The following is a 13,684-nucleotide window of genomic DNA, read 5'->3' as shown; positions in this document are numbered from 1 at the left end:
ACAGTGACTGTTCCGGAATACTACCGCCCCTAGCAGGCTGCCCCCGAAATAGCGCCGGTGTGGTCTTCTAACCGGGGCGGTAAACATTGAACGAAGTGACCCGACGACACTGAGACCGAAGCGATGCGCGGAGCGGTCACCCCGGAGAAGCTGATTCGCACGTTGCTGTCGCAGGTGCTGTACAACATGCTTTTTCGCAGGTTTGTCGGCCTGGCGATGGACGATACGGCAGTAGCTCAAGCGGCATACCTCCAACCCTCTCTCTTGGAGACGCGCGTGGCCCCCCGGCGTGTCCGAGCTACGTGACTATTCTGACGCTGCAGCCTCCAGAAGCAGCGTGTTGAGCAGATTGAGCTCATTTGATGCCATGAAGTAGCGGTCATCAAATACCAAATCGAGCTTGAGTGGGTTGACCTGCCCAACGGATGCGGCCCACGGGAATGACTCGAAATGAGGAATCGGCGGCATCACCGCTGAAGTCGCTCCGAGCGACTTCGCAAGTGCATCTCGCCACAGCTCCGGCTCATCGGCAACGAAGCGCCGTCCCTCTACCGAGTTGGCGCTGTAAAGGAACTGGGCATACCCAGTCGGCATCGCTACCCACGTATTGGGCGACTTGAGGTCTTTCAGCGTATTAAATTCGTTCGCTGCTTCGTCCTTTTCCCGGCTTATCAGGCGGAACAGATTCAAGGCCGGTTGCCTGAGCGAGGATGGGAAGCGATGGTCTTGGTCAATCCGATAGAGTTGCCCGAGCAGTTCCTTGCTGCACTGAGCAATTTGCGTCTCGTGACCTTCGAAGGTGAAGACCTCCTGCTTTGCAAAACCTTCCCAGTCCTCCAGTACTACGGGCCCGGAAAAATAGACGTGCTCAGGAATGCTTGTGCCGTCATGCTCGACTAGTAGCGGTGCGACGCCGGCTATCGTGATGTCGCGCAGGCCTTGCATCTCCGTCAATTTGACCATGGTTCGTCCATCCCGGTCTCGCTGACTGTTCGCCTGAAGCCGCGTACGCGAGAAGAGATTGTTCACGTTCGCTTGCGCATTCTTGACCAAGCCAATGAGCGTGCGGTCGGACGCGCGCCGCTGAAATACTTCAGCTTCGTGCATGAACTTCGAAACATTTTGGGACATTAGACTGACAAGCTCTTCGACACCAACGGCGCCCACAGGTACAAGTGCGAGTTTCTGTCGCAATCCCGCAGCACCTGTAATCCGAGTGAAGATGGTAGCCCGCAGCATTACCAGCAGCGTCATGAGGTCAAGGGATTGCCGGAGCCACTGGCGCTGGTCAATCTCCTCGTCGCAAATCATGAAGTCCTCGGTCAGCATCACGAGGTGTCGCTTGGCGAAGTCGCCTGACACTGACTCGCCATTGTCATTGACATACATGCCGCGCCCTCTATAGATGAGCTGGGCGATTTCCATGAGCGCAGCTTCAACGTTGAAGCGCGGCATATTCGCAACTATCCAATCAGTCTTTGGAAAAGATACTCCGCGCGCACCAGACGACGTCATCAGGAACACCCGAATAGCGTCTCGCCGCTCAGGTTTCACCAGTTCGGCACGCTTCCAACCAGGTACTGAGGAATCAAGAACTTCAACCGTATCGTTCGAGAGTCCGTGACCTTTTTCCTCCGAGAGTCGCCTTCGAAGGTCGCTCAAGAAGTTCTTGTCCTGCGCAAAATAGATGACCTGCACAGCACCTTTTTCAAGCGCTGTACAGACTTCGTTCACGGCTGTCTGCATCAATGCATCTTCCGCGACTCGGCGAATTGCCTGTCTCGGCGTCTCTGGTACGCCAGTTCGGCTTTCCTCTATGCTGACTGCGGTCAATTTTGCCTGGTAGCGGATGTGAAGCTCACTAGCAGGAAAGCTATTCGTCATCACGTGATACGTCCGACGAGTGCCGCCGCCTATCCGCACTGGTGTGACCGCGACCGCGAATGGCTGTTCACCACGCGAGGGCGAAATGAGTACCTTATCTGGAGTACGCTTGCCCGCGTTTAGATAACGGTCGAGCACGACTTCGTTTCCGAGGGACGCGTCCGATACCACGAGCGTGACAGTGAAAGGGCTTACTTCATTTTCAAAGCAATCCACAAATTCATTGTTCAGCCATCGCGCGACCGCATCCACAAACGGAGCACCCGCTCCGTCGCCGGCAAGCTCGTCAACCATCACGACAACGTTCGGAATACACTGGCTGAAGCGGCGACGTTCGGCGACGCCGGCCGTCGACTCAGCCTTGTTTTCGAAAAGATTGGACAATGCATCCATCGTTGTCTTGCCGCCACTGCGCTCACGGAAGCCCTGTAACGCAGCCGTAATCACCACTCGATTGACATGCCCGTTGAGCTTCAGCAGCTCGCGAGTCATCTGTGATACGCCGGCGAGAACGCCCATCCGTCGCGCATCAAGCACCTGGTCTTCCGACTCTGACAAGGTCGCTTTGCGATAGCTCTCGCCAGCGAAGTGCGTGTCAATCGCTGTTTCTTCCTCCGGGCTCAACACAAGGATGGTGCTTGCTTCCGGAGAAACAAGGTTGCGGACGCCATCAGCGACCACGGCACCTTCGACTAGCCTCAGCTCCGCGAGACCTTCAGCAACCTTCTCGGCGTGGAAGCGTTTTGCCGCTGCATTGAGCTGTGCATTGGACGTAATGGTCAAGATGCCCGTGGGTTCACCGTCTTTTCTCGCAAGGCTCTCGGTTACGTCTCGGTTAATCACCACACGCGGACTGACATATAAGAAGAGGTATCCCTCCGGCTTGGCGGATAGATACCGACGGACTGCTGTAGTCTTGCCGATTCCAGGATTACCTTCGAGTGCGACTACATTCAGTTCACCCGCCTTCGCCTGCTCCATACCGGCGACGATTGCTGACGCGTGCATGTCGCGCAGTGAAATGCGGCCCGTAGCTCCGGCTGCATCTCGCATCTTGGTACCGATTGCCGCCCTGGCTGGCCCAACGAAGTAGTCGTTTATTGCAGGAGTCTCTTCCACCATGGAAAGTGCGTCGTCCAATGCATACGTCTGCATTGGATTGGCGAAGGACGGAACCTCTTCCTCGAACTCAAAGAGGTAGTCTTCCCCAGGAGTGGGAATTCTTCGTAAGCCTTTCATCCCTTCCTGCAGTTCACGAGGAAGCTTTCGCAGAAGGCTGTTGAAGACCGACGCGACCTTCTGAGTCAATCCTTCGTTGTCCCCGTCGGCGAGCTTTGGCGCACGTCGGTAGGCTTCGCCCATCTGCTCCATCAACCTACGCCGAGGTTCTTTTGGTCCTTCATCGTCAAATCGCGCTGCGAGACTCTCCAGCCCATTCGGAGTGATGGCAAGCGCTCGAACAATAGCGGGCTTTTTCAGTAGGCCCGCACGGGTCAGGAAGCCTGCAGTGGATTCGCCATAACCGCAGGCCTGGCAAAGCTTGAAGAAAGGCTTGTTCTCGCTCGTCAAGGCGGTCAGGTGCTGGCGGATGTCGTCCGAAATATCGAACGCTTCGCCATCAATCTCTGCTGCCACCCGGGCGAACACGCTGCGCGAGTCGACCAACCGCCGATACCGTAGTAGTTCGTCAAGGTGGGCCTGCTGGTGCCGAAAGTCCCCTATATCGCCGGGCATGTCAAACGAGTACTCCTGCACTAGCAGATAGTCTTCCCGATGAGTGCCCGATAGCCAAAGCATGAAGTCGGCATTTGCCGGCTGCCCCTTTGCTGATAAAGCTGGGTCGACCGGCCCGAGTAGCCCTAGTTCCGCATGGAGTTGTTCCCGCGCCTCCTGGCGCATTTCAGGCGCCGCCGTCGACTCTCCTGGCAACGTCAACGGACACCATAGCGCGCGCACCTTGAGTTTCCCGTTTGTTACCGGCTTCCCGACGTGCTTGAGATACTCGCGCATGGCCGTATAGCCGACCCCGTAAGCTGTCAATGCGATATGGTCGACGGCCGCTTTGATGAGTTCACGTGCGTTCTCGTCGATAACGTCGAGGTGCTTTGCGAGAGTCGCAGAAACCTTGGTCAGACGTATCTCACGCCAAGGCTGAAGTGCCGGATGCCCATCGCTTAGCAACTTGCGCTCAAGCAGGCATGCGAGCACCCCACGCTTGACCAGAATTTCATACGCCTGCCCCCACAGTTCAGCCTGCTTCTGAAAAGGCAATGTCGAAGTGAACTCACTCATTCCGCATCCTTGTGCAGAACTTTGGTGACGTGCGCCAGTACCGCTGGCACAGACAGCAAAACGGAGCGAGACCCTCGGCGGGTCATGATTTCAACTTCGCCCGCTGCTGAGGTGCGTGTGGGACTCGCCCAGTCAAACGGGTCCAGCACAGGCAGCAGTTGGGTCTTGAAAGCAGGCTTCTCGCTTTCCATGAAATGAATGGCGCGAAGCACGCTAATAAGAGAGGCTCGTGTGTTCTGGGCTTCCCCTTTCCCGATGCCCAAAATATTCTGACGAACTGTCTCTTTCAGCTCGATGTTGCTAAGTCGCTGTTCCGCGTCAAAAAAGTATGTGCAGAAACCAGACTGCGGTCTTGATTCTTCACCGACGACCACAAGCGTCGCGAAGGTGTAAATCGGCATAAGAGTGCGAAGGTCGCTACCCTCGAACTGGTCGTACATGGCTTGATGGTCTGCAAAATTGACGACCTCAAAGCCACTTTCCATTGTTCCACGCTTTCGCAGCCTTGTTGCCTTAAAGACATCTCGTCGCAATGGATAGACATGAACCCCGGGAAAGCGCTTCCCTGCCTCATCTAGGAACTGCAGCGTGCCATGCGGGGCGTGTCGTTCCGCTGCGCGGCCGATATGCCGGTTACCGAAATGATGAGACAGCAGCATTATGTGCTCGAAGCCGTCTTTCTCAAGCCTCGCGATTTCCTCGAGGATAAGCTGCGGTGCCTGAAAATCCTTCCGGCTCTCGACGAGGCGTGACTGCATCGAATGCACTCTAAGAGTAGCTACTCCGTTCTCGCGCACGGCACGATAGGTGCGACTTTGGAAGAGGAATCCATCTGCATCAGGAAACGAGGGGTGCGTATCACATGGGCGCGTTACATAGGTCACCAATGCAACCTTATCGAGTAACCCCTCCATCCGAAAGTTAAGCGGTTGTCCGCCGAGCAGAGCATTGAGCGCACCCCGTCGCTTCCAGCGCAGGCTTTCGTTCTGGTCCTTGGTTTGAGTCGTAAGTCCTTGAAGCTTGACCGGCATTTCCCGCGTCAACGCCTTTTCTATTGCCTGGCTAATCGCAAACACCACCGTGTTGGCATCGTGCGCGTCGGCCTCACGGCTGTTTTGTTTGCCGGTATGCTGGAGCCGCACCATCGTCATCGACAGGGCTGCGCCTGTCGCAGTTCGAACGCGACGCGACAGCTCCCAGAGCGTGATGTACACAAACAGCGCGAATGCAGTTACTGTCGCCGCACGTAGCTGCTCGGAAGCTGCCTTTTCATCGTCTTTCGTTCGAGAAAGTTGCAGATACTTGAGAGAGTATTCGATGTCGACTCCCACACCGGCATCCATCACACGCGTATCGACACTATGTGGCACCCATTCGCCGGCGTTGTTTCGCGTGTACGGCAGATACCTAATTGGAAGGACCGGATGCTGAAGCTCACGCCGCAATTGAACTTCCACAGCACGACCCGCCGCAGTCAGCGAGCGCTCCTGCAGCGCAATCTCAACGCAGTACGATGCAATGCTGCCTGGCACCATGGCACTGTCTGCCACGGTCAAATGGTTGAACCACTCAACGGAGTCGGAGCCGCGCTCTCGGCTAACCAGAATGTCGGTCGACGAAGACGACATCGATTCCACAGCTTCCCAGTTCACGATGCTTCGCGACACAGCAACAGTAAATTTGTCGGCACTACGGCCGGCAAACTGGATGAGGTTGGTCGACTTAGTCTTCAAGACCTCCACCATTTCGGTGGCAACATCATCCATTGCCTTGCATCGTTCCATCAGGTCCGCGTGCAATTTGCGCAAGGTACCCAACGGATTTCGTTTCAATCCAGCAGCAACATCCGCCGCTGCTTGAACCACATCCAAAGAAGAAGGATTCGTGAGCGAGTCGGGAACAACAAGCCAGAGGAACACCAATTCCGCCACTTTCCATTTAACGTTGATGTCGGCATTCGGCTCGTCCAGTACGCGCGCGTAAATGTTATCGAGTCGCGAATCGAACGCAGCCTTCCCGGTTTGTGGATTGGTGCCGTTAACGCGGAAGCAATACGAAACTTCGCGTTTAGTCTTGAAGCCTTGTGAAGCGTCAGCGCGCCCTTCGAAAAGTTGTACCGACCACTCCGGCCATGCGGGAAGGCAACTGTAGAAGCCAACCGTGCGCAGGTGTTCATGAAACTGAGGGCAGTTGTGCTGGCCGTACAGTGCACTAATGTCAAGGGTGAGCGCACTGCCGTCGATGCCGGCAAATGCATTGAAGCATGTGACAGTACGGCTTACATAAGCCTTCAAGCCCTCTTTGGTTGATTGCGCGGCAACCGCCTCCATCAGTCGCATAGTTACCTGAAGTCGCACCCTCGACAGCGCTTCATCGTCGAGGAAATCCAGGAACCGCGCTATTTGACTCCCAGGCTGGCTGCGTTGCGTTCGGATGGCAACCAGGATGTCGTCGATTTCTTCTGGCTCGACGTCGTTGTTGCGCAATCGCGTCGCAATGCCATTCAGAAGCGCATCAAGCCAGTCTTTGCCATCCACAGTTTCAATTGCTGACAGCACGCGCGCTAAATCTTGGCCGCGTTCGTCCGCGTTCCGCCCAGGCTGACCGAAGGCAACCGGCACCATGCTGGCTGATGCCGGAAGGTCCGGCATACGCTCGCTGATTGAGGCAGCCAATGTCCCAAGCAGCTGCTCCATGGATGAGACCGTCAATTCACTCAGGTTCGCGGCGGCCAACGCTGCGTCTAACTCACTAGAAATTGCCTCGTGCAGAGAGGTAATTGCCTTTGAGGTAGCGGCGGCCGAACCATCAAGCAGTCGGCCACCGACGCGCGCCGTCGAGCCGAATGGAGGCATTTCCATGTCCCGCACGAATCCTGTCTCAAGACCGGGCGTAAAAGCATTTTTGAAGTCGCTATTCAAGAACGGCTGGAGCACCGCACGGGTATTAACCCGAATGCGCGGGCCATCGAGATGAACAATAGAAGAGGTAGACGCTGCCTTGCTATCACGAATACTTCGGGCAAGCAGGTCTGCAACTTTTGCCAGTTGAAGGGAGGGGGACCGGTCACGAGCGGAAACGCTCGAGCCGCCTTGCGGGCGCGAGGATGTCATTGGTCGGCTCCTTTATTGGCTAGCTACGCCACTTCACCCGACCAGACGACCTATCTGGGGGGTGGTTTCAGGGTTAAGTGCTCCCAATATAACAACAGGCTTTTGTTTCGAGGCAACAACTCACAAACTATCCACAATTTTGGTGCCAGATTTGGCCTAAAATGGTCAATCATGACGCCAGAACAAGAATTTGCGTTACTTCAGACCCTGGATGAAACAGGCCTCTGTGGATATCTCGCCATGAGAGTAAGACGCGAGAGAAAGAAGGCGGGACTCTCTCAGGCAGAATTTGCGGTCGCCGCGGGTATCGCGCTGAGAACCTACAAGCGATTTGAGACGCACGGGCAGGGAACCTTGGAGACGTTTCTGCGGGCGCTCAAAGCCCTTGGTCACACCCGCAACCTGTTCTTACTGTTTCCGCTGCCACTACCGACTCGGAAACTGTCGCTAGAGGAGCGTATTGAAGCAATTGCGCGGCGTCCAAAACCGCCGTCACTTTAGGCAAGACTGTTGTCGGGCAGCAAGATGGGAATGCACCGCTCAGAGGCGCTGCGGCTACATTTGATTGTCGGCTCGACTCTAGCGCAACGCCGGCCAGCCACGGACAGCAATCCGGACTAGTTCGGCGTCATGTTTTCGCTGCGCATGAACTCCCGGTGAAAGCGAACCTTTCAGAAGCCGAACTCGCACTCCAACTTCGTTTTCAGGTCCTCAAAAACCGTGACGTCGGCAATGCCAAGCACGGGGTCAGCCCGCACAACGTTCTGCGAAGCCCATGTAGGCCACTCGCCAGGCCAGTCATCGACGGCAATCCACTTCTCAGGCTGTCTCCTTTTGACGTCCAAAACGACCTGCTCGGGACGCGACATACCTTCGAACCAAGTCTTGCGATTGACGCGGCGGTTATAAGTCCCACCTATGCACCGCGCCTGCAGACCTGCGGAAAGCCTCGATTTTGCGCCCTCGTAGCCGCCTTCGATGAGCTGCCACGAGGTAGACAGAACTATCCTCACTTCGGGATATGGCTTCAATGCATCATCGAGCAAAGGCACGTGCTCGAACAAGCTGCGCCCTGGATAATGAAGCAGCTCAATACCGTTCCTCGTTCGAAAAACAGAGTCAGGGTGGAGGACGCCGTCGAAATCGAGGTAGAGCACCTGCAGAGACCTGTCGAAAGCATCTTTGTCCATGACTATCGCTCGTTTTGGACCACATGCGCTACATATCGAAAAGAATCCGCTCAGTTACTCACCTTCGTCCGCGTCTCCCGGCCTTGGCTGAGCCAATTATCCCTGCCGAGCCGGGCTCCGGCAATATGCAAAACATTCAGAGCTCGCAGGGTCTTAGCTGACAAACTAATGTCACGGCCTAAACCATGGGAGACATCTGTGACTGAACCGAAAAAAGCGGTTGACCGTGAGACGCTGTACGAAGAAGTCTGGACGGAGCCGGTGACCGTTGTGGCTCCGCGCTACGGTCTGTCGGATGTCGGACTTGCCAAAATTTGCCGGACGTTGGCAATACCCCTACCGAGCCGAGGGTACTGGGCAAAAGTGAAGGCCGGGAAAATCATGCACCGCGCTCCGCTTCCTCAACTGAATCAGGAAGCGTTGTCGAACACAGGCCTGATTAAGTTACCTCCGGAGCAAGCCGAAATCCGAGAGGCCACGAGAAAGGCGTCCGCACAACTCCGCAAGGAACTCAATGTAGCGCCTTTTCCAGTACAAACACCTGCTTCGCTGCACCCGCTTGTTCGCGCAGCCTCAGAGCGCTTGCGCCGACGAGACGGCTGGCCAGAGGATACTTTGCTACGGTCTGCGCCGAAGGAAGTCCTTAACCTTTCCGTGACAAAGGCTTCCCTCGATAGGGCTCTCGGCATCGTCGATGCTCTGATTAGGTCACTAGTTACGCAGGGCTTCGAGTTCGAAGTCAATCCAAGCGGTGGCGAGACGCTCATCCGATGGCTGGAAACCGGCGCGACAATGGTCTTCTCACTCACGGAGCATGTGAAGAGACTCCCCCATGTAAATACACCGGCAGAGGAACGTGCACAAAAGCGCTATTGGGGGAGGTCTCGGTGGGATAGCTCCGTGGAGTACCCAACCATCCCCAGATATGACTTCACCCCAACAGAGGTCTTGGCAATCGAAGTTGGACGCTGGCCTTCGCGGTCGTCGTGGAAGGACACCCCCAAAACCCGGCTTGAACAGCGGCTGAATGCCGTTGTCGCTGGCATCGTGGACCTGGCACGGCAGACTCATGCGCATCAACTAGAGGAGACTCGCCGCAAAGACGCTCACCAACGCGCCGTCGTCCACTATGAATTTCTGACGAAACGGCACACTGATGAGGCCGAGCGCTTCAAGCAACTGGAGACGCAGGCAACCGACTGGGAACGCGCTGCCCGGCTTCGCCTATATGCGAATGCGGTTGAAGAGCACGCGGCCGCTACGGGAGGCCCGTCTGCTGAACAAGTCGACTGGCTTTCCTGGGCACGGGCGAAAGCTGATTGGCTCGACCCACTCATTCACGTGTCCGACCCGATTCTGGATGCTCCGGAACCGAAACGCCCGGGCTTCGGATGGTGATAAGGGGGTCTTCGACATGCCCGTGTCGCCGCTATCGAGCTTGGACCGACCTAGCTTCGTCCGCTCAATTCTTCATCTGCGCCGATGTGGCTTGCTCCGCTGCGAACGGCATTTTTCGAGCTCTCGCGACAGCGCATCGATTTCGGACTGCATGTTGGCAGCCCGTTTGAGCAGTTGACTAACCCGATACCAATACTCGTAGCCCAAATCGCCATCGGCTAAGGCAAGTTCGTGCAACTTGCGCAGTGCGATGTCTAGGTCAATTTGATTTTCTGACGACATCATCGTGCTCCTTTTGCCCGCGCGCCAGGCTCCTTCCTGCGATTGCCGTGAGTGGCGACACTCGCTTCATAGTTGTCTAGACCTCTCCCCATCCCGCTCGGCTCATCGACCGTCCGAATCAACCACCCCACATGCGCGATATCTGGCTGGCGCGCCCTAGCTCAGTCACTGACAATGGACGCTGTAATGTCGACTGCGCTTGAACACTTTGCAGAAGCAGTTTCATGCTCACCGACCGTACATATACTCACATGCAGGGACGTACATGCCATCCGCCGCGCGCAACGCCGCCGGGTGGTGAGGGCCGCCCCGTCACGGATGACGGGCTTCGGTGATGTCGTAATTGCCGCTTGCGCAGACGGGGTTTCAACCGCCAGGGCGCGAGGGAAATCGAGCACTGGGGGGATGCCTTGAGAAGCTCGACGCGCTGGCGAAGATAGAGGCGCGAGGCGAAAGTCTGTCGGGCGAGGCCGGCTCCATACCGTAGTGGTTTGGGTGGCGGCTGAGTGAAGGCGCATCCCGGGCAAACTTGCCAGGGAGGGCTAGGCTCAGCCTCACCACCCGTAGGTAAGCGACGAAGGTGTTCACCTGCTTTTTGGCTGAGCCAAATAGGTAAGCGAGAGAAATACGGAACATCGTCCAGTTTGGCCTACGCCTGAGGAAAGCCACGATTACGACAATCATCGAACATCGATATGCCGGTAAGCGCCCTGCCTCCCCCATGTGCTGGGCGGCCGACTCCTTGCCGATTGACGTCTCCCGGATTACGCATCATTGGCGGACTTTTCTCAGCTTATGATGTCCGCAGTCATCGCCCATCATCACGCGAACGATTGACGGGTTCGCCTGCGAGAGCTGCTGCAATTCCGCGTGGTAACCATATAGCCGATGCAGCGCTAAGGCAATTGCACATGAGCGCGAGTATCCACCCTCACAGTGAACGACCACCGATGCGATTTCATCAGGCAGGGCTTCAATGAACGAACGGATAGCCTGAGCGTGAGCCTCGGTGAACGCATGGACAAGTTTCGCCTGTGCCCGGCTCGATAGATTCGGACTCAGGAAATCTACATCAGCGAAACTCAGACGCAGCACATGGGCGAAGCTCCCGAGGCTCGCTGGCGGGCGCTCAGGGGCCACAACTGAGATGACCGCAATCGATGGCAGTGGCGGCAGCCTCTCCGCGTCTGAGCGAGACAGCGCAATCACCTGGCGCGCCCCATCCGACGAAGGCTTGTACAACTTTCCAATGACGTCCTGGAGTCGCTGTGGCATCTCGTCTCTCGCAATGGTCGCTCTCGACAGGGGCGCAGACTGCTTATGGTCATCGCCACAGTTCGCACCAAGCCTTCCCCCAAACCAAGCCGCGCTCCCCGCTCGTTCCAGCGCGAGAGTAAACGCACGCCCATCAGAACAGGCGTTCGTCATCCTTCGCCTCCGTCGCTGCTCGCTGGACTTGACAGCAGCTCACGCGTCCGCTTCATCGTCCACGCTACTTCGGCAGGAGAGAATTCCCAACTTCTCGTACTAACTTTCTTATTCACACTCGTTTCAACTCGGCGAAGTACGTCGTCCAACAGCCAGCCGTGCTCGGTCATCTTGCGCGCGGCGTAGCCCGCGAGCTGCTGAGCCAGGTCCTCGCATATGTCGTAACGCCCCCACAGCTCGTCCTCAGTGAGACCTGCGTCGTACTGTCCGTCAATCAAACGTACCAGGAGTTTTGGCTGTGCGCCTGTGACCGCACCAAGGGGCTGCTCTCTGGGGAAATCATCGGGAATTACGCGCTGAGTCATCATCCTCTCCGAATTGTTTGCATGACCGTCGCACATTGACCTTTGGATGTGCCTGGCGGCCGGCTCGTGTAACGAGCACGTCAATGCGCGTCAGGTTTGCGGTAACTGCAAGCCTGCCGCGCTCCTGGTGCGTGAGCTGCACGAAGGTTTGCCAAGTCTTCTACATACTCGCCCCTAAGCAGCTACGTCTCACGCGCCCGTCCATTGCACCGGCGATGCGGATACGAACAGGTCATGTCCGGCCCTTGCACCCAGAACTGCGAGCCGGCCCAATTCTGCGATGCGAATCAGCCCGCCACGAGCGCCTCCACTTGGTAACTGCTGCGCACCAACCAGCTCAATCCCCGAGAGCAATCGCGACAAAGCAGACGACTTGGTGCCCATGCCGCGCGCCAAATCTGCAAGGGGGACATAGGTTTGACGGAACGCCAACAACTGATGAGGAAGCACGACTCGGCACGGCTGGCCTCGCAGCACAATGGAGTGCGAATCCAGCAGCCCCGCGGCAATCCAGTGTGAGATGCTTTCCCATTTCCAACCAGTGACCTTCGACAGTTGTTGAATCGACATGCCGGCTTCGAGCAACGGCGTGCCGAAGTACGATGCAACATCGGCCCGTAGGAATGCCATGTCCCCGAGCTTGCGACCGCGCACGACAGCCTTCACCTTGCCTTCAGCGATTGCCTGCATCAGGGACTGGATGGCCTGCCGGTCACCCATGCGTCGACTGGTCAGCCCCGCCCACACGACTCTCTCGTCTTCCGGGGGCCCGACAGGGTCTGCCGCCTCCCGGATTCGCTCGACGAGTTCCAGAATGGACCGGCGCTCAACCACGCCTCCCTTGAGGATGTCGTGGCGCCATTTCACGTCGGACCGAATCACACCAGCTGCCATCATGTGCTCAAGCACTGACGGCGACACACCTGCCAACTCGCAGGCGTCTGGGCCCGTCATCCATTCACTGCGCTGCTCCTGGATGCGCGCGACCTCCGCCCGTGGGAGTTCGTATAGGAGCCCAAGAGTACCTGCGCGACGCGTGCGGTAGCTGCACTTTCCAGCCTGGACGGCGTCGTGCATATTGGAAACACTGACACCGATGGCTTTTGCGGCCTCAGCCAGTCGCATGTACTCGGTCACGTCCTCGGCCAAGGCTTTGGCCGAATCCAAACCGAGTGCTCCGTCAAATTGGACTGCCGCGACTTCGATGACGATTTTGAGGAATGGCTCAAGTGCCGTGCCTTGGCAAAGCTTCCGCAGTCCGATATACCAAGAGCCGAGCAATGTGTTTAGGGTTCGTGCATCGGGCTTGCCTGCGGCAATGCGCTTCTCGACATGCGACTGGAATCCCGCAGGCCAGTCACCGAGCAGACTGTCGAGAGGTGCGAGCAAATCGATAGCTTCAGCGATGGACGTCGGCAACGCAGCTCCTCGACGGGGAGCTGGCATTGTCGGGTCGGCATGCAGACAAAGTGTCCGGACAACCTGGCACAGAGCGTTGATATCCACGCTGCGCAGCATGGGCTCGACGCCGCCCGACTGCTTACCAGCACTCGCAATAAGTGTAGAAAGCCAGTGCTGAGCGCGAGTTGAGGCAATGCGAGGAAGCATGCGGAGGTCTTGACCACAGTCGCATTGGCCAATGTGATAGCGATTAGGCGATAGAAATGCTCCACAGTCACTGCATCTGTCGATGAGCAAGATTCGATGGTCGGCACACGTGGTCACATAGGCG

The 13,684-nt window shown here is 57.0% G+C and carries 8 protein-coding genes; 1 reads left to right on the top strand and 7 read right to left on the bottom strand.

Annotated features, from left to right (window positions below; translation table 11 throughout):
* Positions 1-306: 306 nt before the first annotated feature.
* The 3 genes from D9X30_RS02950 to D9X30_RS02935 form a co-directional block, all read right to left on the bottom strand.
* Positions 307-4,176 (bottom strand): helicase, encoded by a 3,870-nt coding sequence (locus D9X30_RS02950; RefSeq protein ID WP_153946215.1) that lies wholly within the window; start codon positions 4,174-4,176, stop codon positions 307-309.
* A complete protein-coding gene (locus tag D9X30_RS02945; RefSeq protein WP_194946458.1) occupies positions 4,173-7,289 on the bottom strand; it encodes a hypothetical protein in 3,117 nt (1,038 codons plus the stop codon). Before D9X30_RS02945 ends, D9X30_RS02950 begins: the two co-directional genes overlap by 4 nt.
* Positions 7,290-7,960: 671 nt before the next feature.
* Positions 7,961-8,479: an HAD domain-containing protein gene (locus D9X30_RS02935; protein WP_153946218.1), complete on the bottom strand. Its 519-nt coding sequence runs from the start codon at positions 8,477-8,479 to the stop codon at positions 7,961-7,963.
* A gap of 198 nt (positions 8,480-8,677) precedes the next feature.
* Between D9X30_RS02935 and D9X30_RS02930 the strand changes: the two genes are divergently transcribed.
* Positions 8,678-9,877, top strand: a complete 1,200-nt coding sequence (locus D9X30_RS02930; protein WP_228770790.1) for a hypothetical protein — start codon at positions 8,678-8,680, stop codon at positions 9,875-9,877.
* A gap of 72 nt (positions 9,878-9,949) precedes the next feature.
* On the opposite strand, the gene D9X30_RS02925 is transcribed toward D9X30_RS02930, so the two are convergent.
* From D9X30_RS02925 to D9X30_RS02910, 4 genes are all read right to left on the bottom strand, one after another.
* On the bottom strand, positions 9,950-10,162 hold the full coding sequence (locus tag D9X30_RS02925) for a hypothetical protein (RefSeq protein WP_228770791.1): 213 nt from the start codon (positions 10,160-10,162) through the stop codon (positions 9,950-9,952).
* A 768-nt stretch (positions 10,163-10,930) separates the two neighbouring features.
* Positions 10,931-11,434 carry a hypothetical protein gene (locus tag D9X30_RS02920; RefSeq protein ID WP_153946219.1) on the bottom strand — a complete coding sequence of 168 codons (504 nt, stop codon included), beginning with the start codon at positions 11,432-11,434 and terminating at the stop codon, positions 10,931-10,933.
* 149 nt (positions 11,435-11,583) lie between these two features.
* Positions 11,584-11,952 (bottom strand): hypothetical protein, encoded by a 369-nt coding sequence (locus D9X30_RS02915; RefSeq protein WP_153946220.1) that lies wholly within the window; start codon positions 11,950-11,952, stop codon positions 11,584-11,586.
* Between the two features lie 189 nt (positions 11,953-12,141).
* A complete protein-coding gene (locus D9X30_RS02910) occupies positions 12,142-13,371 on the bottom strand; it encodes a hypothetical protein (RefSeq protein WP_228770792.1) in 1,230 nt (409 codons plus the stop codon).
* Positions 13,372-13,684 lie beyond the last annotated feature (313 nt).

It is taken from the genome of Cupriavidus sp. U2 (assembly GCF_009663685.2).
Classification (GTDB): Bacteria; Pseudomonadota; Gammaproteobacteria; order Burkholderiales; family Burkholderiaceae; genus Cupriavidus; species Cupriavidus necator_C.
This window is presented reverse-complemented; position numbering and strand designations above follow the sequence as displayed.